18 protein-coding genes are annotated in these 21663 nt (G+C 65.6%); 8 read left to right on the top strand and 10 right to left on the bottom strand.

The features are described from left to right. Window position 1 precedes the first annotated feature (1 nt). On the top strand, window positions 2-508 hold the full coding sequence (locus H7J73_RS17345) for a MarR family winged helix-turn-helix transcriptional regulator (protein WP_264068757.1): 507 nt from the start codon (window positions 2-4) through the stop codon (window positions 506-508). Here H7J73_RS17345 and purH read toward each other — a convergent pair. The 5 genes from purH to sfnG all read right to left on the bottom strand — a co-directional run bounded on the left by purH (window position 480) and on the right by sfnG (window position 6470). Next, a complete protein-coding gene (gene purH, locus H7J73_RS17340) occupies window positions 480-2042 on the bottom strand; it encodes a bifunctional phosphoribosylaminoimidazolecarboxamide formyltransferase/IMP cyclohydrolase (RefSeq protein WP_264068756.1) in 1563 nt (520 codons plus the stop codon). The two genes, H7J73_RS17345 and purH, sit on opposite strands and share 29 nt — an antisense overlap. Then, the gene (gene purN, locus H7J73_RS17335) at window positions 2039-2686 is read right to left on the bottom strand and encodes a phosphoribosylglycinamide formyltransferase (RefSeq protein ID WP_264068755.1); all 648 of its coding nucleotides are present in this window, start codon (window positions 2684-2686) and stop codon (window positions 2039-2041) included. The genes purH and purN overlap by 4 nt, the downstream gene beginning before the upstream one ends. Before the next feature lie 9 nt (window positions 2687-2695). Then, complete coding sequence (locus tag H7J73_RS17330) at window positions 2696-4207, bottom strand: cell division protein PerM (RefSeq protein WP_264068754.1); 1512 nt, start codon at window positions 4205-4207, stop codon at window positions 2696-2698. A 48-nt stretch (window positions 4208-4255) separates the two neighbouring features. Then, window positions 4256-5128: a DUF5336 domain-containing protein gene (locus tag H7J73_RS17325; RefSeq protein ID WP_264068752.1), complete on the bottom strand. Its 873-nt coding sequence runs from the start codon at window positions 5126-5128 to the stop codon at window positions 4256-4258. Between the two features lie 199 nt (window positions 5129-5327). Then, entirely contained in the window at window positions 5328-6470 is a 1143-nt protein-coding gene (gene sfnG, locus H7J73_RS17320) for a dimethylsulfone monooxygenase SfnG (protein ID WP_264068751.1), read from the bottom strand. 114 nt (window positions 6471-6584) lie between these two features. Here sfnG and H7J73_RS17315 point away from each other — a divergent pair, with 114 nt between their 5' ends. Both H7J73_RS17315 and H7J73_RS17310 read left to right on the top strand, forming a co-directional pair. Beyond that, window positions 6585-7433 (top strand): LLM class F420-dependent oxidoreductase, encoded by an 849-nt coding sequence (locus tag H7J73_RS17315; RefSeq protein ID WP_264068750.1) that lies wholly within the window; start codon window positions 6585-6587, stop codon window positions 7431-7433. Between the two features lie 22 nt (window positions 7434-7455). Then, on the top strand, window positions 7456-8223 hold the full coding sequence (locus tag H7J73_RS17310; RefSeq protein WP_264068749.1) for a class I SAM-dependent methyltransferase: 768 nt from the start codon (window positions 7456-7458) through the stop codon (window positions 8221-8223). On the opposite strand, the gene H7J73_RS17305 is transcribed toward H7J73_RS17310, so the two are convergent. From H7J73_RS17305 to sucC, 3 genes are all read right to left on the bottom strand, one after another. Next, a complete protein-coding gene (locus H7J73_RS17305) occupies window positions 8201-9736 on the bottom strand; it encodes an acetyl-CoA acetyltransferase (protein ID WP_264068748.1) in 1536 nt (511 codons plus the stop codon). The genes H7J73_RS17310 and H7J73_RS17305 overlap by 23 nt on opposite strands. A gap of 202 nt (window positions 9737-9938) precedes the next feature. After that, on the bottom strand, window positions 9939-10841 hold the full coding sequence (gene sucD, locus H7J73_RS17300) for a succinate--CoA ligase subunit alpha (RefSeq protein WP_264068747.1): 903 nt from the start codon (window positions 10839-10841) through the stop codon (window positions 9939-9941). A gap of 20 nt (window positions 10842-10861) precedes the next feature. After that, window positions 10862-12025 carry an ADP-forming succinate--CoA ligase subunit beta gene (gene sucC / locus H7J73_RS17295; protein ID WP_264068746.1) on the bottom strand — a complete coding sequence of 388 codons (1164 nt, stop codon included), beginning with the start codon at window positions 12023-12025 and terminating at the stop codon, window positions 10862-10864. A 256-nt stretch (window positions 12026-12281) separates the two neighbouring features. On the opposite strand from sucC, the gene H7J73_RS17290 reads away from it, so the two are divergent. The 3 genes from H7J73_RS17290 (at window position 12282) to mgtE (ending at window position 15529) form a co-directional block, all read left to right on the top strand. Then, entirely contained in the window at window positions 12282-13298 is a 1017-nt protein-coding gene (locus H7J73_RS17290; protein WP_276031380.1) for a M23 family metallopeptidase, read from the top strand. Between the two features lie 4 nt (window positions 13299-13302). Further along, the gene (locus H7J73_RS17285; RefSeq protein ID WP_264068744.1) at window positions 13303-13956 is read left to right on the top strand and encodes a hypothetical protein; all 654 of its coding nucleotides are present in this window, start codon (window positions 13303-13305) and stop codon (window positions 13954-13956) included. A 205-nt stretch (window positions 13957-14161) separates the two neighbouring features. After that, complete coding sequence (mgtE, locus tag H7J73_RS17280; RefSeq protein ID WP_264068743.1) at window positions 14162-15529, top strand: magnesium transporter; 1368 nt, start codon at window positions 14162-14164, stop codon at window positions 15527-15529. A gap of 6 nt (window positions 15530-15535) precedes the next feature. On the opposite strand, the gene pcrA is transcribed toward mgtE, so the two are convergent. Next, window positions 15536-17851 carry a DNA helicase PcrA gene (gene pcrA, locus H7J73_RS17275; RefSeq protein ID WP_435405517.1) on the bottom strand — a complete coding sequence of 772 codons (2316 nt, stop codon included), beginning with the start codon at window positions 17849-17851 and terminating at the stop codon, window positions 15536-15538. A 265-nt stretch (window positions 17852-18116) separates the two neighbouring features. Here pcrA and H7J73_RS17270 point away from each other — a divergent pair, with 265 nt between their 5' ends. Next, a complete protein-coding gene (locus tag H7J73_RS17270) occupies window positions 18117-18386 on the top strand; it encodes a chorismate mutase (protein ID WP_264068740.1) in 270 nt (89 codons plus the stop codon). A gap of 61 nt (window positions 18387-18447) precedes the next feature. Here the strand turns inward: H7J73_RS17270 and H7J73_RS17265 are convergent, their stop codons facing one another. Next, window positions 18448-19893 carry an NAD-dependent succinate-semialdehyde dehydrogenase gene (locus tag H7J73_RS17265; protein WP_264068739.1) on the bottom strand — a complete coding sequence of 482 codons (1446 nt, stop codon included), beginning with the start codon at window positions 19891-19893 and terminating at the stop codon, window positions 18448-18450. A gap of 49 nt (window positions 19894-19942) precedes the next feature. On the opposite strand from H7J73_RS17265, the gene pgi reads away from it, so the two are divergent. Next, the gene (pgi, locus tag H7J73_RS17260) at window positions 19943-21619 is read left to right on the top strand and encodes a glucose-6-phosphate isomerase (RefSeq protein ID WP_264068738.1); all 1677 of its coding nucleotides are present in this window, start codon (window positions 19943-19945) and stop codon (window positions 21617-21619) included. The last annotated feature ends 44 nt before the right edge of the window (window positions 21620-21663 follow it).

Below are 21663 nucleotides of genomic sequence, written 5' to 3'. Positions count from 1 at the left end.
TATGACCGGGCCATCCCACGAGCAAGCCGAGGACCAGCCGCTCGGGTACCTGCTCTACCGGATCATGGCGGCGCTACGACCGGCCGCCACCGCGGAACTCAAACCACTGGGGCTGACGCTGCCGGAGTTCGTCTGCCTGCGCATCCTGTCGATGCAACCCGGTCGCTCCAGCGCCGAATTGGCCCGCGACACGAATGTGTCACCGCAGGCGATGAATGCGGTGCTGCGGGGGCTTCAGGATTCCGGCGTCGTGAAGCGACCGGCTTCGGTTTCGTCCGGGCGCGCGCTACCTGCGCACCTGACCTCGGACGGCAAGGCGCTACTCAAACGCGCCGAGGCAGCCGTGCGCACCGCGGACGACCGGGTGCTGGCCGGCCTGTCCGCGGAGCAGCGACGTGTTTTCAGGCAACTGGTCGACGCCATCGGCTCGAAGGCAGAACCGTTGGCCGGCGGCATAACCCCGCCGTGCTTCGATGAGCTCAGTGCGCGAAATGCCTTGCCCCGGTGAGGTACAGCGTGATACCGGCGGCTTCGGCTGCTGATGTCACCGAGTCGTCGCGCATCGATCCGCCGGGATGCACGATCGCCGTCACCCCTGCTGCGGTGAGCGTTTCCAAACCGTCGGGGAACGGGAAGAACGCATCCGAGGCGGCCACTGCGCCCGAGGTCCGGTCACCGGCACGCTCGACGGCCAGCCTGGCGGCGTCGACGCGGTTCACCTGACCCATCCCGACCCCGACGGTAGCGCCGCCCTTGGCGATGACGATCGCGTTGGACTTCACCGCCCGGCAGGTCCGCCAGGCGAACTTCAGATCGGCCAGCGTTTCGGGGTCAGCCGGCGAACCGGTGGCCAGCGTCCAGTTCAGCGGATCGTCACCGTGAGCGTCGATGGCGTCGCGCTGCTGGACCAGTATTCCCCCACTGACCTGACGGAATTCCGTTCCGCCGGCCTGGGGCTCGGCCGCAAGCAGAACGCGAATGTTCTTCTTGCGGGCCAGAATATCGACGGCGCCCGGTTCGTAAGCCGGCGCGACGATGACCTCCGTGAAGATGTCGGCCACCGTCTCGGCCATCTCGACGCTGACCGTCGTGTTGGCAGCGATGACGCCACCGAATGCGCTGAGCGGGTCACATTCGTGCGCCTTGCGGTGCGCGTCAGCGACCGACACCGACGAGATCGCGATGCCGCACGGATTGGCGTGTTTGATGATGGCCACACAGATGCCCTCATGGTCGAACGCCGCCCGCCACGCCGCATCGGCATCGGTGTAGTTGTTGTAGGACATCTCTTTTCCGTGCAGCTGCTCGGCCTGCGCCAACCCGGGCCATCCGCCGTCATCGGAGTAGAGCGCCGCTTGCTGGTGCGGGTTCTCGCCGTAGCGCAGCACTGCGGAACGACGCCAGGTGCCGCCGAACCATTCCGGTAGCTTCTGTGCCGGCTCTTCCGGAGCCAGAATCTCCCCCATCCAGGATGCCACCGCGACGTCGTACTCGGCGGTGTGCCGAAACGCCAAGGACGCCAAAATCTTCCGCTCGGCCAGGGTGAATCCGCCGGCGCGCACGGCGGCCAACACGCCGTCGTAGCCGAGGGGGTCGACCACCACGGCGACACTGGGATGGTTCTTCGCCGCGGCCCGCACCATCGACGGCCCGCCGATGTCGATCTGCTCGACGCATTCGTCTTCCGTCGCACCCGAACTCACGGTTTCGCTGAACGGGTAGAGGTTCACCACCACCAGTTCGAACGCCGCGATACCGAGTTCCTCAAGCGCTGCCGCGTGTTCGGGTTTGCGCAGATCGGCCAGCAAGCCGGCGTGTACTCGCGGATGCAGGGTCTTGACCCGGCCGTCGAGCACCTCAGGAAAGCCGGTCAGATCCTCCACCGGGGTCACCGGAATACCTTCCCCGGCAATCGTTTTCGCGGTCGAGCCGGTGGAGACGATATCAACACCCGCATCGTGCAGGCCGCGCGCCAGGTCCACCAGACCCGACTTGTCATAGACACTGATCAGCGCCCGCCGGATCGGCTTCCGCTCACTCACGTAAAAGTCCCGTTCATCCCGAAGCTTGCCTTCCGTCCGGTCCAGGTCACGCCGCTGGTTGCGATCGTGGCCAGCACGTCCACCAAGAGTCGACGTTCGACGACCTTGATGCGTTCGTGCAGAGTCTGTTCGTCGTCATCGTCGAACACCGGCACGGCCTCCTGGGCCAGGATCGGCCCGGTGTCCATCCCGGCGTCGACCAGGTGCACGGTGGCGCCGGTGATCTTGACGCCGTATTCCAAAGTGGCAGGTACCGCACGAGCGCCGGAGAAGGCAGGCAGCAGAGCGGGATGGGTGTTGACCACCCGGCCGGGAAAGCGCGAAAGAAACTGCGGCCCCAGCATCTTCATGAAACCGGCCGAGACCACGAGATCCGGCCGATACGCGCCGGTGGCCTCGGCGATGGCGGCGTCCCACGCTGCGCGGTCGGCATACTCGCCGAGCCGGACGGTGAAGGTCGGCAGGCCGGCGGCGGCGGCAATGTCGACAGCCGGGCAGTCGCGGTCGACACCGACGGCGACGACCCGGCCCGGGTAGTCGCCGACCGCGGACTCCAGCAGGGATTTGAGCAGGGAGCCGGTGCCCGACGCCAGCACCACGAGCCGGGCCGGCGCGCTGGGGGGCACCAAGAGCGGTCTCTGCACGCAAAGAGCTTAATGCGCGTCCGGCGGGAGGTCGTTGTCGGCGTCGAGCAGATCCTCGGCGTCGGGCAGATCGGCCAGCGCCGCGTAGTCGACGGGTTCCCGCTCGCGTAGTTGGTGCGGTTCGGCCACGTACGGCTCGGCCGTGTGCGGTTCTTCATAGGGGTCGAGGGGGTCGAGGCTGGCGTCGAGGTAGTGATCCTCGATCGATTCCCGCGACGGTTGACCGAGCAGCGGCCCCGGCGAGTTGGCGGACGGCTCGCCGAGAGGCCGCGTCGGCGGTTCGGCATCCTCGCTGTCCACGGCGTCGTCCGGGCTTACGACAGAGTCCGCGATCACCGCGGAGCCGGCCAGTTCCAGCGGCGCCGTGACGGGTTTTCTGACCCGTTTCGGCCCTCGCCTCAGCCCGCCCGACATCACCACGGTCACAGCTCCGACCAGGAAAAACCACAGGAACACGGCAGGGGCGAACGTCGCCTGGTCTACCCCGACGGCGCCGAAGTTGCCCAATTGACCCCCACCGGCGAAGCCCAGAACGGCCATCGCCGTGGCGGCGAGCGCTGCCGCCGTGGCCAGTTTCGGCAACGCCTGCACCAACGGCAGCGGCCGCCGCGCGCATTGCTGGCCCACCGCCACACCGGCGGCGGCACCGACGATCAGCAGCGCCACCCAGACCGGGCCGAGCGGCGGGGTCGGCGCGGCGGCCAAGATGGGCAGCGCCGGGATGTCGCCGCCGAAGACGGTGAAGGAGCTGAAGGTGGCGAAACCGATGTGCGCGCTTGAGCCGACCGCGATCGCCGACGTCCCGATGATCACATTCGGCGCGTACAGCACCGAGAGAATCGTCAGGCTCAGCTGGCCGAACAGCGAGTCGGTCACCGCGTACAGGTCGTGCATAGTCGCCCAGTGCACCACCAGCGACGCGGCGGTGACCGCGGCCGACAACCCGAACAACGCCAGGACGCCGGCCGTCGCAGCCCGCACCGAATCCGCCAGCCAGCCCGGCAAGCGCAACGTCGCGACGGTGCGCCGGCCGACTTTGGTGCCCACCCCGATCGCCGCGCCGAGGGCATGCACCGCCAACACGCTGCCGAATGCGCGTAACGCGCTGGGCGTTTGCAGTTCGGTGATCACCGACGAGGCATCGTGAATCACCGCGAGCGCGATTGCCGTGAGCAATAGTGGGCCGCCCAGCGCCGAGGCCACCACCCACCTGATCACAAACCACGACGCCCGGACCGCGGTGGCATGCGATGTCGTGCGGGCAGTGCCCCACACCATCAACAGCACGGGAAGCAGGGGCATCACGCCCAACTCCCGGCCGCCGATCGAGATCGGCACCTGGTGCACCCCGAGCCAGATGCTCGCGATGGCGCCAAACGCGCCGGTCATGTCGCTGTTGGCGATCACCAGCTGGAGAAGTACCACCGCCGCGACGATGACCAACGCCACCAGTGCCGGGCCGAAAGCGACCCGGACCAGGTCACGGGCTTGACGCGCCCCCGCCGTTCGGTTGTCCTGCATTCACGTCAGGTCTGCTGCGCCCGGGTCACCGGAAGCAAGCGCACCGAACTACGACGACGAAGGTCCGGGCGACGGAGCCGGGGACTGCGGCTGGTTCTGCCCGGAACTCTGGGCAGGCGCCTGCTGCTGGCCCGAGCCGACCGCCGGTGGCGGGCTGAAGCTGGGATAGCCGGTCGGCGGGGTCGGCGGGCCGCTCTGCGCGCCGCCCTGCGGCCCGACGGCACCGAAACCGCCGGTCGAGGGGCCCTGCTGGTAGCCCGGGTACTGGGACGGGTAACCGGGCCGCGGTCCCTGCGGCGGTCCGGCCGGCTGCTGCTGCTGGTGTTGCGGCTGGCCCGGAGTCTGCCCCCAGTAGCCGGCGGGCGGGCCGTACTGGCCGTACTGGGGCTGCTCGTATTTGGGCCGCGGAGCGGGCGCAGTGAGCACGCCGGTCTCCAGCAGGACTGCGCCGATCGCCACGACGGCCTGCAGGAAGCTCATCGCGAGCACCACCCACAGGCCCCAGCCGATCGAGACGCCTTGCGGTTTGACGAAGACCTGATAGGCGACCAGGAGCACGCCGAGAACGGCGAGCACCGCGACGATGGCGCTGTAGCCGGTGGCCTTGGGGAGCAGGCTCGCGCCGGCCAGCAGCGCGGCCGCCAGCGCGGCAACCACCGCGATCTGCGTGCCGAAACCGCCGGTTCCGGAAAGCTCGGTGCCGAACGGGCCGATGTCCACATTGAAGGTGAACATCGGGCCGAAACTGAACAGGTAGGCGAGAATGCCGAATGCCGCCACCGCCGCCGTCAGGTACAGGGGCAGCTTGCTCGGACCGGAGTCGACGGCGGGTTGCCCGTAGGCGGGTGTCGGGGCTCCGTAGGAACCTGACGGCTGTGCCCCATAGGGGGAACTGCCGGGTGAGCCGGGTGAGTAGGTCATGACCTCTCCTGTGTCGTTTGGCGCCGCTCGCCGGCGGCGCTTACGTAGGACCGCGACCGGCCAAGTCTGGATGACCCGCGTTGGCGCTCGAATGCGATACGAACAACCACGCTAGCGCACCGTCGGACGGGCGCGGCACGCCATTGCGCGTGTCACCGCGCCACGCGGGTGCAGGACCTCAACTCTTTCCCAGAGTGCCTCAGGAAGAGACGAGTACTGGCGCGCCCGCCGACTCTTTTGCTTGGTCGAGCTCACTGCTTTCGATTTCGCGTACCAGCGGGAGCACGTTGGCACCGAAGTACTCGATCTCCTCCTGGAAGTGCAGGAACCCGCCGAGGATCAGGTCCACGCCACGTTTGCGGTAGGCCGCGATCCGCTCGGCGATCTGTTCGGGGGTACCGATCAGCTGAGTGCGGAATCCGTCGTTGTACTGAACCAGGTCCTCGAACGACGAGTCGGCCCACATCCCTTTCTTGTCACCGGTCGAATTACCGGCCTGCTGCACGGCACCGTGGAACCCTTCCACGGCCGGCTTGTTGGCTTTCGCGATGATCTCTCGGAGGACTTCTTTGGCTTCCTTTTCTGAGTCCCTGGCGATGATGAAACCGTTGAGGCCGAACTTCACCTCTCTGCCCACACTGCGGGCATGCTCACGCACCTCGACCACCTGCTCGGTCAGGCCGTCGAAATCCTTGCCGTTGGAGAAGTACCAGTCCGAGTACAGCCCACCGTTGCGCCGGGCGGCGGTGGAGTTGCCGCCCTGGAAGATCTCCGGGTTCGGCCGCTCGGGGGTGTTGAGCGGTTTCGGCTTCAGCGTGAAATCGTGGATGCGATAGAAGTCCCCGCGGAAGTCCACGTCGTCCTCGGTCCAGATCTTGCGCAGCACCTGCAGGAACTCTGCGCTGCGGCGGTAGCGCTCGTCGTGTTCGAGCCACGGCTCACCCAGATGGGTGAACTCGTCCTTGAACCAACCGGAGACGACGTTCACCGCGAAGCGGCCGCCCGAGAGGTGATCGGCGGTGGCGCCGAGCTTGGCCAGAACAGCGGGCTGCCACAACCCTGGATGCACCGCGGCGATCACCTTGAGCCGTTCAGTCGCCAGCAACAGCGCCAGGCTGAAGCTGGTCGACTCATGCTGGTATTCGGCGCCGTAGCTGGCCTCGTAGCGAACCTGCGACAGCGCGTACTCGAACCCGTTGTTCTCGGCAGTCTGCGCGAGCTTCTTGTTGTACTCGTAATTCCAGTCGGTGCGCTGCTCGATATCGCTGGTCACCAGGCCGCCGCTGACGTTCGGCACCCAGTAGGCGAACGAAGTCTGTTCGGCGATGCGTTCTGTCGTCATGACGATCAATCCCACCAGCGAAGTCAGCGGTGGTCACTACTTAAACTCACACCAATTCGCTCGTCGGGGACCCCGGCCTTGCCCCCAAGACTGGAACACGTTCTAATTCTGGTTATGGACTTCGGGCTCGTGCTCTTCACCAGTGACCGTGGAATCGCCCCTGCGCCGGCGGCCAGGCTCGCCGACGACCATGGGTTCACCACGTTCTACGTACCTGAGCACACCCACATCCCGATCAAGCGCGAAGCCGCGCATCCGACCACCGGGGACGAATCGCTGCCCGACGACCGCTATACCCGAACCCTGGATCCGTGGGTTTCGCTGGGCGCCGCATGCGCGGTCACCACCAAGGTGCGGCTGTCCACGGCGGTGGCGTTACCCGTCGAGCACGACCCGATCACGTTGGCGAAATCCATTGCCACCCTCGACCATCTATCCGGGGGGCGGGTCAGCCTCGGCGTGGGATTCGGCTGGAACACCGACGAACTGGCCGACCACAACGTTCCGCCGGGCCGTCGCCGCACCATGCTTCGCGAATACCTCGAGGCCATGCGGGCACTGTGGACCGAGGAAGAAGCCGAATACGACGGCGAATTCGTGAAGTTCGGCCCGAGCTGGGCCTACCCCAAACCGGTGCAGGCTCATATCCCGGTTCTGGTCGGCGCGGCGGGCAACGAGAAGAACTTCAAGTGGATCGCCCGCAGTGCCGACGGCTGGATCACCACGCCCCGCGACTTCAACATCGACGATCCCGTCAAGCTGTTGCAGGACACCTGGGCCGCGGCCGGCCGCGATGGTGCGCCGCAGATCGTCGCACTCGACTTCAAGCCTGATCCCGAGAAGCTGGCGCACTGGCGCGAGCTGGGCGTGACCGAGGTGCTGTTCGGTCTGCCGGACAAGCCCGAAGCTGAAGTGGCGGCCTACGTGGAGCGATTGGCGGGCAAGCTCGCAGCGCTCGTCTAGAAACGCGGGGCATTCTGGGCGCATGCCAGAACTGAACCGAGTCTTCACCGATCGCCGCCGCGCCGAGTCCTTCGGTTCGGTCGCCGAGAATTACGACCGCTACCGCCCGCAGTATCCACAGCCGCTGATCTCCCGACTGGTGACCCGCCCCGGCTTACGCGTTCTCGATGTGGGAGCAGGCACCGGAATCCTGTCGGCGCAGTTGGCCGCCGCCGGAGCCGAGGTCCTCGCAGTCGAACCAGACGAGCAGATGGCGGCCGTGGGCAGCGCAAAGGGAATTCCGTTCGAGCGCAGCATATTCGAGGACTGGCAGGCCAGTGAGCGCACGTTCGACCTGATTACCTTCGGCCAGTCGTTTCACTGGGTGGACCCGGAGGTGGCGCTGCCCAAGCTCGCGACGCTACTCAACCCCGGTGGCCGGCTGGTGCTGATGTGGAACCGCATCAGGCCAGCCGAGCCGTTACGTCAGGAGATGGAACGCATCTCCGCCGACTACAGCGCCACCACACCGGCCGCGAACTCCGCGAGCAACGCCGAAACCGCACTGCAGACGCTGCTGCAGACCTCGGATTTCGCGGTCGAACGCATCGAGGCCAGCGAGAATCTGCACTACGAGACAGACGACTGGTTGAACCTGGTCTTCACCCACTCCAACCACATCATCCTCGAACCCGAGACTCAGGCCGCGTTGCGCAAACGACTGAAGACCCTGCTAGGCGACGGCGGGGTCAGCGCAACCAACAATGCGCTCGCCCTGAGCTGCGCGCCTACGTCAGAACGGCGCGGTTGATCCCATCGTCGCCGGCCGCGACGGTGATCTTCGCACCCAGGGGATCTCCGCCGGTCATCAGCGCCAGCAGTTCGTAGTCGGTGGTGATCGCCATGAATCGGCTGTCGTCGGCGGCCAATCTGCCGATGATGATGCCGGTGACCTCCGACCAGTCGTAGCGCACCGAATACGTCTCAATGACGCCGGGACCGTTGGCATTACGGGTGACCGGGACCTTCGGGAGCGCGGCGATGTCCTGCTGCAGCGCCTTGCTGCGGTCGGCGACCCAGTCAGCGGGGGTCGTCGAGTACACCCCCACCGAGTATTTGCTCATGACGCCACCGTTGGCGCCGACCAGACCGAATGTCCCTGGTTTGTCCCGCGCTTGCGCGACGGTCTCGGCGATGCCATGCAGCGAGTAACTGTTGCCGGGACCACCGAAATACGGCAACCCGCCGGTGAGTGTGAGCCCGCGCGGATCATCGGCGGCCAGCCCGAAGTCGTCGCACACGGCGAAGACGGGAAACGGAAAGCAGCTGTACAGGTCGAACGTCGCGATATCGTCGATGCCGACCCCGGCCACCCGAAGAGCTTCGGCCACAGCCTGTTTCGCGGAGTAGCTGACGCTGACGTCTTCCCGGTCAAGTAGGCCCTGCTCGGTCTGGTCGGCGTGGCCGTGCAGGTACACCCACTTCTCCTCGGCCGCCCCGAGACGACGGGCGGCCGCGACCGACATCACCAGCACGCCCGCACCCTGATTCACCGTGTCGCGGGCGACCATCAACCGCGGGTACGGGTCGCAGATCATCCGGTTCTCGTCGGTGACCGTGATCAGCTCGTCAACCGAACGTTCCACCGGAGACGACGAAAACGGGTTCTTGGCAGCAACTTTGGAGAACGGTGCGAAAAGCTCGGCCATCGCGAGCCGGTACTCGTCGACAGTCAGGCCGAGGCGCCCGCGACGGGCGTTGTCCAGCAGCCCGTACTGCACCGGCGCCCCGGTCAGGCCGTGGTTCGCGGTGTACTCGCTCATATACTGCTCGAACCCGTACCCGCGGTCGTCGAGCTGCCCGCCGACGTGTTCGGTGAAATCGGGCTTGTCGTCACGGGTCGCGAAATACTTTGCCGTGGAGCCGGGTTCTGATCCGAGAATCAGTGCTACCTCGATGTCACCCGCGGCGATGGCCCCGGCGAACTCGGTGACCAGCTTCTGCGGGCCATTGCCTCCGATGGGTTCGAGCACCGCGCGGGCGGGGTCGGCGCCGACGCGCTGCGCGACCGAGCGCACGTAGTTGTCCGACGCACCGAGCGACGGAGTGTTGAAGGGCGTGCAGATCTCGAACTGCCGCAGTCCGGCGAACACCTCGATCGCCTGAGCCACCGCTGTCACGTCGGCACCGGTGTCGAGCAGCGCGGCACGGACACCCTCGGTGGCCAGCTCGACCGCCGACATCCCGCGGTAGTCCGGATCGTCGATGCGTTCGGTGAACTGGCCGACGCCGACGATCACCGGGGTGCGCGGGTCAACGGGCATGGGACAGACCTCCTGGCAAGTGTTAATTCGTTACGCTAATAGAACGTGTTCCTGTTTTGCCAATCGAGTAGTTGGCAGCCGTGATCGGCGCCATCGGTGGGTTGATGGCGCTGCAGGACTCCGCCCAGCGAACTCCGTCTAGCGACCAGACAGAAAAGTCCCCCATTTCGAGAGGAAATGGGGGACTTTGTGTCTGCTCGCGCTAAAGGGACTTCAGCAGCTCGCGTGCCTTGGCTGCGGTCTCGGACGGCGTCTTGCCGACCTTCACACCAGCAGCCTCGAGAGCCTCCTGTTTGCCCGCCGCGGTGCCGGCGCCGTCGGACACGATGGCGCCGGCGTGGCCCATCGTCTTGCCCTCAGGTGCGGTGAAGCCGGCGACGTAGCCGACGACCGGCTTGGACACGTTGGCCTTGATGTAGGCGGCGGCCTTCTCTTCGGCGTCGCCACCGATCTCACCGATCATCACGATCAGCTTGGTCTCGGGGTCCTTCTCGAACGCCTCGATGGCGTCGATGTGGGTGGTGCCGATGACCGGGTCGCCGCCGATGCCGATGGCTGTCGAGAAGCCGAGATCGCGCAGCTCGTACATCATCTGGTAGGTCAGCGTGCCGGACTTGGACACCAGCCCGATCGGGCCCTTGCCGGTGATGTTGTTCGGCGTGATGCCGACCAGCGACTCGCCGGGGGTGATGATGCCAGGACAGTTCGGCCCGATGATCCGGGTCTTCTCGCCCTTGTCAACGTTGTAGGCCCACGCATACGCGCTGTCCTGCACCGGGATGCCCTCGGTGATGACGACCAGCAGTGGGATCTCGGCGTCGATGGCCTCGATGATGGCGTCCTTCGAGAACGCCGGCGGCACGAAGGCGATCGACACGTCCGCGCCGGTCTCCTTGATCGCTTCGGCGACGCTGCCGAACACCGGGAGCTCGACGTCGTTGCCCTCTTTATCTTTGTGGGCGACGGTGGTGCCGGCTTTGCGCGCGTTCACGCCGCCGACGACCTGCGTACCGGCCTTGAGCATCAGTGCGGTGTGCTTGGTGCCCTCGCCGCCGGTGATGCCCTGGACGATGACCTTGGAATCCTTGTTCAGAAAAATAGACACGGCAGATAGACCTTTCGCCCTTACTTGTTGGCCAGCTCGGCGGCCTTGTCGGCGCCGGCGTCCATGGTCTCGGCCTGGATCACCAGGGGATGGTTGGCCTTGGCGAGAATCGCGCGGCCCTCTTCGACGTTGTTGCCGTCCAGACGGACGACGAGCGGCTTGTTCGCCTCGGCGCCGAGCTTCTCCAGTGCGCCGACGATGCCGTTGGCGACTGCGTCGCACGCGGTGATGCCACCGAAGACGTTGACGAAGACGCTCTTGACCTGGCTGTCGCCGAGGATGACGTCGAGACCGTTGGCCATCACCTCAGCCGAGGCGCCACCACCGATGTCGAGGAAGTTGGCGGGCTTGACGCCACCGTGCTTCTCACCGGCGTAGGCCACCACGTCCAGCGTCGACATGACCAGGCCCGCGCCGTTACCGATGATGCCGACCTCGCCGTCGAGCTTGACGTAGTTGAGGTCGTTCTCCTTGGCCTTGAGCTCCAGCGGATCCGTGGCGTCCCTGTCCTCGAACTCGGCATGGCCGGGCTGCCGGAAATCGGCGTTGGCGTCGAGAGTGACCTTGCCGTCGAGCGCCAGGATCTGGTCGTCCGGGGTACGGACGAGCGGGTTCACCTCGACCAGGGTGGCGTCCTCGCCGACGAAGACCTCCCACAGCTTCTGAATGGTGACGGCGGCGGCGTCGAGGACCTCGGCGGGCAGATGGCCCTGCTCGGCGATCGAGCGCGCGAAGGCCAGATCGACACCCTTGACGGCGTCGACGGGCACCTTGGCCAGGCGCTCGGGCTTGGTGGCGGCGACCTCTTCGATCTCCATGCCACCCTCGACCGAGCACATCGCGAGGTACGTGCGGTTGGAGCGGTCGAGCAGGAAGGAGATGTAGTACTCCTCCGCAATGTCACTGGCTTCTGCGACCAGCAACTTCTTGACCACGTGACCCTTGATGTCGAGGCCGAGGATGTTCTGTGCGTGGGTGAAGGCGTCGTCGGGGGTGGCGGCGAATTTCACGCCACCGGCTTTGCCGCGTCCACCCACCTTGACCTGGGCCTTGACCATGACGGGCTTGCCGATTTCTTCGGCGATCGCCTTGGCGCCTTCGGCCGTGTCGGTGACTCGGCCGGGTGTGGTCGGGACGTTGTGCTTGGCGAACAGCTCCTTCGCCTGATACTCGAAAAGATCCATGTGCTCACTGTCTGTCTGTCTGCGTTGACTGGGTCATGTGGATTGAGGGAAGTCGCCCGTTGGGCACTGTATCTAGGCCAGTGCGTGGCAATCGCACCGCCCACCACCGAAGTGGTATATGTCACGGCGCCGCCATAGTGATACAAATCACAATCGACGGTGGAATACCGTTACGGCTTGCCACCTTCATTGGAGTTTGGTTAACGTCTCCTGGTCCGAGATAACGCTTTGGTCACGACTAGAGGGACATTCCAGGTTGCCGCAGCATCGTTCGACTCCATCGCCTTCTGCAGGGGTGTCGAAAAATGCGCGCAACCGATGGCTCGATCAGGGTCGTGACCTGGACCGCAATGAAGTCACCGACATCATTCCGTTCAATGAGTTCGGCAGTCTCGACGACTTCGATTTCCGCGACGGTGCCTTCGACGGCGAGACGGCGGTGCTGCGCGCGCCCGAACTGGACGATTTGCACGACGTCGACGACCTCACGCCCTTCACCCTGATGCGCCGCACCGATATCGACTGCGTCTATGACCCGGATATCACCGACGTCATCCCGCGCGTCGCCGCGCACCGCAAGCCGACGAACTCTGGCGCACTGAAAGGCCGCGTACTCATCGCTGCGATGGCCGCAGGGGCCGCGGCCGCCGCCGCGCACTCGGCCATCAACCCGTCCGACACCGCTTCGGCACAGACGGTGCTGGCGGCCGGCCAGACCGCTCTCAACACCGGCGCCATCACGGGCACGTCCCAAGGCATGCAGGTCGTCGCAGTCAGCTCGGTCGCCAACGCCAGCGTGCATTCCGAAGAGATCGCCAACGCCTCGGCCTTCGCGCAGGAGCGTGCCGAGCGCGAAGCCCGCCTGCAGCGGCCGTTGTTCGTCAAGCCCACGCAGGGCATCTACACCTCGGGCTTCGGTTACCGCTGGGGCGCACTGCACGGCGGCATCGACCTCGCCAACGCGATCGGCACCCCGATCGTTGCCGCCACCGACGGGGTCGTCACCGATGTGGGCCCGACCGCCGGCTACGGCGCCTGGGTCAAGGTCCGTGCCAACGACGGCACCGTCACTCTGTACGGCCATGTCAACACCTGGCTGGTGAGCGTCGGCCAGCGCGTGATGGCCGGCGACGAGATCGCCACCATCGGTAACCGCGGCAACTCCACCGGCCCGCACTGCCATTTCGAGGTTCTACTCAACGGAACTGACCGCATCGACCCCGTTCCGTGGCTCGCTCAGCGCGGTATCACCGTCGGCGCGTACGAACCCTGAGCCTTTGAGCGAAGAAGGGTCCCCCGAGCGACCCGACGAGCCGACGCGCATCATTCGTCGCAACCCCACCGGGCCCATCGCCACACCCGCTGCTCCTACCGCCGGCGACACCCGGACCGGAATCATCCGTCGCGCACCGACCGGGGCCATGCCAATCGTGCCGGACACTGCCCGCACCACGCACATCCCCACCGTCGCTCAGATGTCCACCGCGAATGACGAACCCCCCACCAGTCTGTTGCCCCGCGCCAAGCCGGTCCAGGTACCCGGCACCCACTCGGGGATCCGACCGTCTGCCACCACGGCGATCTCGGCCTGCGTGGTGGCCATCCTCAGTGGCTGGGCGACGTCGGTGGTCGCGACCGATCTCCTGACCGGCTGGTGGGACACCGACCGATTGTTTTGCGCTGCAGTCGGATTCCTCGCGCTAGTCTTCGCAGCCAGTACAACGGCCGGGGTGATCCTCCTGCTGCTGGGTCGCCAGATCGGTCGCTTCCTGATCGCGCTCGGTGCCGTGGTGGCGCTGCTGGCGTTCACCGGAGTGTTCATCGCCGGGGCGAAAATTCCGTGGATCGTCTACACCATCCCGGTGCTACCCGTCATCAGCGCGGCACTGGCCCTGCAACCGTCGACGAAACGCTGGGTCCAGCACCGCTGACGCCCAGGCAAACGAGTGGTGAACAATGCGCCACCGCCTGGGATGGGATTCCTTTCACGAGGTGTCGAAACATGCTCTCCCCCTTGGCTATCGAAGAAATCCACGGGCAGCGACGCGGGTTCGAATCCGCCTGAGGGGTCAGCACGCTGCCGTTACGCTGTCTCGGACGTTAGTACGTATCCGGTCGGTTGAGAAGGAGGGCGCGATGACCGCATCCGAAGAGACGGTTCAGCGGGCACCGGCACTGCTGGAGACATCCGATGACATCCAAAGGTGGCTGGAGAACACGTCGCGCGCAGAACGCAGCCGGCGAGTCGCAGCGCTGAGCAAATCGCAGTTGGCGGCGTTCGCTTTGCTGCTGAGCGCCAGGAGCGGACCGGAGGTATTGCGCTCCGTCGATGCCGATCTGGCCGGCAAGGTGTTACGCGCCGGCGCCGCGAGGTATTCCGCTCGCCTGCTCGAGGCCATGGATCTCGACGATGCTGCTGAGATACTGCGCAGGATGAAAGAGGCCCAGCGATCGCCTCTACTGGACGCCGTCAGCCCCGACTACGCCCAGGCCGTTCGGGAGATGCTCGACTGGCCAGCGGAATCGACTGCGGCGCATATGATTCCGGATGCTTTCACCGTGGAATCCGAGATGACCATCGCGGAGGCCGAGACGGCGATCCGCACCCAAGCACTGCGCATCCGTGGAAAGGACCGCATCGGTGGGCTCATCTACGTCACCGACGCAGATCGATGTCTGGTCGGCGTGGTCGAAACGCAGGACCTCATTTTGGCGCAACCCGACCAGCACATCTCGGATCTGATGGACCAGGATCTGGCGTGGGTGTCCGCCTTGGTCGATGCCGAGGAGTCGGCTCAGGCGCTGGCCGATTACGACCTCCCCGCGCTGCCCGTCGTCAACGAACAGCGGCGGCTGCTCGGCGTTCTCACTGCGGACGCCGCGGCGGACATCCTCGAAGAAGAGACCACCGAAGATGCCGAGCGGCAAGGCGGTTCGGCGCCGTTGGAGGTGCCCTATCTGAGAGCCAAGCCGTGGCTGCTGTGGCGTAAGCGCATCGTCTGGCTGCTGGTGCTCTTCGTCGCGGAGGCCTATACCGGCACCGTGCTGCGCGCGTTCGAGGATGAACTCGAAGCCGTGGTGGCACTGGCCTTCTTCATCCCGCTGCTGATCGGTACCGGCGGAAACACTGGCACCCAAATCACCACGACCCTCGTCCGCGCGATGGCCACCGGGCAGGTGACGTTCCGGGATATGCCGCGCGTGCTGGTCAAGGAACTCTCGACCGGTGCGCTGATCGCCGTCACGATGGCCGCCGCAGCGGTGGTCCGCTCCTGGACCCTGGGCGTGGGCCCCGAGGTCACCATCACGGTTTCGCTTACGGTGGGGGCCATCGTGCTGTGGTCGGCGTTCGTCGCGTCGATACTGCCGCCGGTACTCAAGAAGCTCAAGGTAGACCCGGCGGTGGTGTCGGCGCCGATGATCTCGACGATCGTCGACGGGACCGGCCTGATCATCTACTTCATGATCGCGCACGCGACGTTGTCACAGCTCAACGGGCTGTGACTTACCCTAGAGCTTGCTGATCGGCGCGTGGTTGTGCATCAGCTTCACCCGGCCCGCGCTGCCGAAGTCGATCAGTGACATCGCCGATTCGCCCATCCCCGACACTTCCTCGACGCGGCCGAGACCATACTTGTCGTGGGTGACCCGGTCACCGGGTTCCAGCGTCACCAGCGGGCGGTTGCGTGGCCCACCGGTGCGGCCGGGCGCCGGCCGCGGTGTGCCGCCGAACCGGCCGGGCGCGCTCACCGGTGCACTGAACGACGGCGCGGTATCCGTGCGGCGCCAGTCGATGAGTTCTTGCGGGATCTCCCGCAAGAAGCGCGATTCCGGATTCAACATCGGCTGGCCCCAAGACGAGCGAACCTTGGCCCGGCTCACGTACAGCCGTTGGCGGGCCCGGGTGATTCCGACGTAGGCCAGCCGGCGCTCCTCCGACAACTCCGCCGGATCGCCGAGAGCCCGCATATGGGGGAACATGCCGTCCTCCCAGCCGGTCACGAAGACCACCGGGAATTCGAGACCCTTTGCGGTGTGCAACGTCATCATTGTCACGACGCCCGAGCTGTTCTCCGGAATCTCATCGGAATCCGCGACCAGCGACACCCGCTCCAGGAACTCCGCGAGGATGCCCGTCTGGGGGATGTCCTCGTCGAGCACCTCCTCCGACTCATCGCGCAAGGCCGCGGCGTTGGCTCGATCGGTGCTGAATTCGTGTGCGACGCTGACGAGTTCGTTGAGGTTATCAAGGCGCGCGAGATCCTGTGGATCACTGGATGATTCGAGTTCCTTGCGGTATCCGGTCCGATCCAGCACTGCCTCGACCAGATCGCCGAGCTCGTTTTCGAGTCCGGCCCGCAAACCCTGGAGTAGCTCAACGAACGACGCAATCGCCTTCTCCGAGCGGGAGTTCAGCATCGCCACCTTGCCCTCGGCGGCGTCTTGCAATGCGTCGTTGAAGCTGGAGCCGGTGTTATCGGCATGCACTGCAACACAGGCCTCGGCGCGGTCACCGATCCCACGGCGCGGGGTGTTGAGGATGCGCCGCATGCTGACCGCATCGCCGGGGTTGTCCAGCACCCGCAGGTAGGCGACGATGTCGCGGATCTCCTTGCGCTCGTAAAAGCGCACTCCTCCAACGACTTTGTACGGGATGCCCGCACGGATGAAGACCTCTTCCAGCGCGCGTGAGCTGTTGTTGGTGCGGTAGAAAACAGCGACGTCGTTATACGTGATCTCGTTCTTGTCCGCCAGGGCATCGATCTCTTCGGCGACGAACCGGGCCTCGTCGTGTTCGTTGTCGGCGACGTAACCGATGATCAGCTCACCCTCGCCGGCATCGGTCCACAACCGTTTCTCGCGGCGCCCCGTATTACGGGCGATGACGGAGTTGGCCGCAGACAGGATGTTCTGCGTCGACCGGTAGTTCTGCTCCAGCAGAATCGTGGTGGCGTTGGGGTAGTCGCGTTCGAAGTCCTCGATATTGCGGATCGTCGCGCCGCGGAACGCATAGATCGATTGGTCGGCGTCACCCACGACGCACAGCTCGCCCGGCGGGATGCCGGCTACGTCTTCTGGGTCGGCCTCAACTCCCACCAACTCGCGGATCAGCATGTACTGGGCGTGGTTGGTGTCCTGATACTCATCGACCAGGATGTGCCGGAACCGCCGCCGGTAGTACTGCGCGATCTGCGGGAACGCCTGCAAGACCGCGACCGTCTCCCCGATCAGGTCGTCGAAGTCCAGCGCATTGGCCACGCGTAGCCGGCGCTGGTACTCACCGAACACGGTTGCCACGGTGCGCATCAGGTCGTCCGAGCCCTCGTCGAGGTCGGCCAGTGCCTTGTCGGGGTCGATCAACTCGTTCTTCAGGTTGGAGATCGAGTTGGCCAGCAGGCGCGGCGTGTACCGCTTGGTGTCCAGCCCCATGTCCTTGGCGATCATCATCAGCAGCCGCCGCGAATCGTCGGCGTCGTAGATGGAGAAGTTGGAGTTCAACCCCGGCAGCAGCGACGCCTGGTTACGCAGGATCCGCACACACGTCGAGTGGAACGTCGATACCCACATGGATCTGGCCCGAGGGCCCACCAGCTCAGCGACGCGTTCCCGCATCTCGGCAGCGGCCTTGTTGGTGAACGTGATCGCCAGTACCTGACCGACCCCGACATCGCGGGCGGCCAACAGATAGGCGATGCGCCGCGTCAGCACCGCGGTCTTGCCGGAACCGGCGCCGGCCACGATCAACAGCGGCGTTCCTTCGTGCAGCACCGCCTGCCGCTGCTGGGGGTTGAGCCCGTCCAGTAGTTCTGAAGCTTGGGTATCCATCACGTCCACACTCATGTCTGACCCAACTTACCGCCGCTCGGCGACACTTTTTGCGCTGGCGCGACCCTTAGTGGCACACTCGATTGGTGCTTGATGCGCAGCTTCGATTTTTTTACGGGTACCGGCCAGCGGTCCCCGTGGTTTAGCTGCTTTCCCTTCAGCCCCGCGGTCCGCAACCGGATCCGGGGCTCGACTCTTGTGTAGAGGCCCCGGAAGGAACCCGGAAATTACCACACCAGAACCTCCACACAGAGAGAACGAACCGATGACGGTCCAGACGAACGCAGCCACCGAGCTCGATATCGACTCACTCCGCCTCGAAATCGATCAGCTCGACGCCACCATCCTCGCCGCGGTCCAGCGCCGCACCGAGGTATCCCAGACGATCGGCAAAGCCCGGATGGCCTCCGGTGGCACCCGGCTGGTGCACAGCCGCGAGATGAAGGTCATCGAGCGCTACAGCGCACTGGGCCCCGAGGGCAAAGACCTGGCGATGTTGCTGCTGCGGTTGGGCCGCGGCCGCCTCGGCCACTGACTTCTTGCGATTTCGGCGTGCCCCCGCCCGGTCAGCGGCGAGGGGCACGCCGAAGTCACGACTACGTCAGCGCGATGTACTTGGTGTCGAGGTACTCCTCGATGCCCTCGGTGCCGCCTTCCCGGCCGAAGCCGGACTGCTTGACGCCGCCGAACGGTGCAGCGGGATCGGAGATCACCCCGCGGTTGACACCGACCATGCCCGCCTCGATCGCCTCGGCGACCCGCAGCGCACGGTCGAGGCCCTGGGTGTAGATGTATGCGGCCAAACCGTATTCGGTGTCATTGGCCGCCGCGATCCCCTCTTCCTCGGTGTCGAACCCGATGACCGGCGCGACGGGCCCGAAGACCTCCTCCTTGAGGATGCGGGCGTCCGCGGACACCCCGTCCAACACGGTGGCCGGGAAGAAGAAGCCCGGTCCGCCCGGTGCGACGCCGCCGACCGCGACCGTCGCGCCCTTGGACACTGCGTCGGACACCAAGTCCTCGACGGTGCCGACCTGCTTGGCGTTGATCAACGGCCCCAGGGTCGACGACTTGTCCAGCCCGTTGCCCAGGGTGAATTCGCTCATCCGCTTGACGAGCTTCTCGGTGAACTCAGCGCGCACCGCGTTGGCAACGTGGAAGCGGTTCGACGCGGTGCAGGCCTCGCCGCCATTACGCATCTTGGCCAGGATGGCGCCATCGACTGCGGCGTCGACATCGGCGTCGTCGAAGACGATGAACGGCGCGTTGCCGCCCAGCTCCATCGACAGTCGCAGCAGCTTGTCGCTGCTCTGCTTGGCCAGCATCTTGCCCACCCCGGTAGAGCCGGTGAAGGTGAGCTTGCGTAACCGGCCGTCGTCGATCAGCGCGGTCGTCAGATCGCCGGGCTTCGAGGTCGGGAGGATGGAGAGCACGCCCTTGGGCAGGCCGGCCTCGTCCATCAGCTTGGCCAGCAGCAGCATCGTCAGCGGGGTCTCAGCGGCCGGTTTGATGATCATGGTGCACCCGGCGGCCATCGCCGGACCGATCTTGCGGGTGCCCATGGCCAACGGGAAGTTCCACGGCGTGATCGCCAGACACGGTCCGACGGCTTGCTTGGTGACGATGATGCGGCCCGTGCCCGCCGGACTCTTGGTGTAGCGGCCGCCGATGCGCACGGCCTCCTCGGCGAACCAGCGGAAGAATTCGGCGCCGTATTTGACCTCACCCCTGCTCTCGGCGAGAACCTTGCCCATCTCCAGGGTCATCAGCGTCGCAAATTCCTCGGCGCGGGCGGTGATCGTCTCGAAGACCGAGCGCAGGATCTCGCCGCGTTCGCGCGCCGGGGTGGCGGCCCAGTCCGCCTGGACGGCGGCCGCGGCGTCGAGTGCGTCGATCCCGTCGGCGGGCGTGGCATCGGCAATGCTCAGCAGCACTTCGTCGGTCGCGGGGTTGAAAACTTCGAATGTCGAGGAGCTTGCGCGCTCCTCACCTCCGATCCACAAGCCGGTGGGTACGGATGACAGGAGCTTTTCGGTGTCCATGCATCAATCATTTACTCCTTCGGATGCCATGCCGCACTAGGGTCGGGGTATGTCTGCCGACACCAGCCTGAAATCCGATATCCCCGACATCACACAGACCCCCGCGTGGACCGCGTTGGTCCGGCATCACGAGGAAATCGGCGGTAAGCACCTCACCGAACTGTTCGCCGAGGACCCCGCCCGTGGGCGTGAGCTGACACTGACGGTCGGCGATATGTACATCGATTACAGCAAGCACCGAGTCACCCGCGAGACCCTCGCACTCCTGATCGAGCTGGCGAAAACCGCCGATCTGGAAGGGCGCCGCGACGCGATGTTCGCCGGCAAGCACATCAACACCTCCGAGAACCGTGCCGTTCTGCATACGGCCCTGCGGCTGCCACGCGATGCGACGCTGGTGGTCGACGGCCAGGACGTCGTGGCAGAGGTGCACTCGGTCCTCGATGCGATGGGTGAGTTCACCGACAAGCTGCGCAACGGCGAGTGGGCCGGCGCGACCGGTGAGCGGATCAAGACCGTGGTCAACATCGGTATCGGCGGGTCGGATCTGGGGCCGGTGATGGTGTACGACGCGCTGCGGCACTACGCCGACGCGGGTATCTCGGCGCGTTTCGTCTCCAATGTCGACCCGGCCGACCTGGTCGCCAAGCTCGATGGATTAGAACCGGCTACAACGCTTTTCATCGTCGCGTCGAAGACGTTCTCCACTTTGGAGACTCTGACGAATGCCACCGCCGCACGCCGCTGGCTGACCGACAAACTCGGTGATGCCGCCGTCAGCAAGCATTTCGTCGCGGTGTCCACGAACAAAAAACTGGTCGACGAATTCGGGATCGACACCGACAACATGTTCGGCTTCTGGGACTGGGTCGGCGGCCGCTACTCGGTGGACTCGGCCATCGGCCTGTCGGTGATGGCCGTCATCGGCAGAGAGGCCTTCGCCGATTTCCTGTCCGGGTTCCATCTCGTCGACGAGCATTTCCGCACCGCACCGCTGGCAGAGAACGCGCCGGCGCTGCTCGGTTTGATCGGGTTGTGGTATTCCGATTTCTTCGGCGCCCAGTCCCGCGCGGTGCTGCCGTACTCCAACGATCTGTCCCGGTTCGCCGCCTATCTGCAGCAGTTGACGATGGAATCCAACGGCAAATCGGTGCGCCGTGACGGCTCCCCGGTGGTCACCGACACCGGCGAAATCTTCTGGGGCGAACCAGGAACCAACGGCCAGCACGCCTTCTATCAGCTGCTGCACCAGGGCACCCGGCTGGTGCCCGCCGATTTCATCGGGTTCTCGCAGCCGACGGACGACCTGCCGACAGCCGACGGCACCGGCAGCATGCACGACCTGCTGATGAGCAACTTCTTCGCACAGACCCAGGTGCTGGCGTTCGGCAAGACGGCGGAGGCCATTGCCGACGAGGGCACCCCACCAGAAGTGGTGCCGCACAAGGTGATGCCGGGTAACCGCCCGTCGACGTCGATTCTGGCCACCCGTCTGACCCCGTCGATCGTGGGGCAGTTGATCGCGCTCTACGAGCATCAGGTGTTCACCGAGGGCGTCGTGTGGGGTATCGACTCGTTCGACCAGTGGGGTGTTGAGCTGGGCAAAACCCAGGCCAAGGCGCTGCTGCCGATGATCACAGGAGACGACTCACCGGCCGAGCAGTCCGACAGCTCGACGGATGCGCTGGTGCGCAAGTACCGGACCGAGCGAGGCCGGGTCGACTGAGCCAGGTTCGGCGAAGCCCCTGGCGAAAGACGGGCCCGGCCTAT

Origin of the sequence: Mycolicibacterium komossense (genome assembly GCF_025822605.1) — a bacterium.
GTDB lineage: Bacteria > Actinomycetota > Actinomycetes > Mycobacteriales > Mycobacteriaceae > Mycobacterium > Mycobacterium komossense.
The sequence above is the reverse complement of the archived record's forward strand: the minus strand, read 5'-3'. Positions and strand labels throughout refer to the sequence as shown.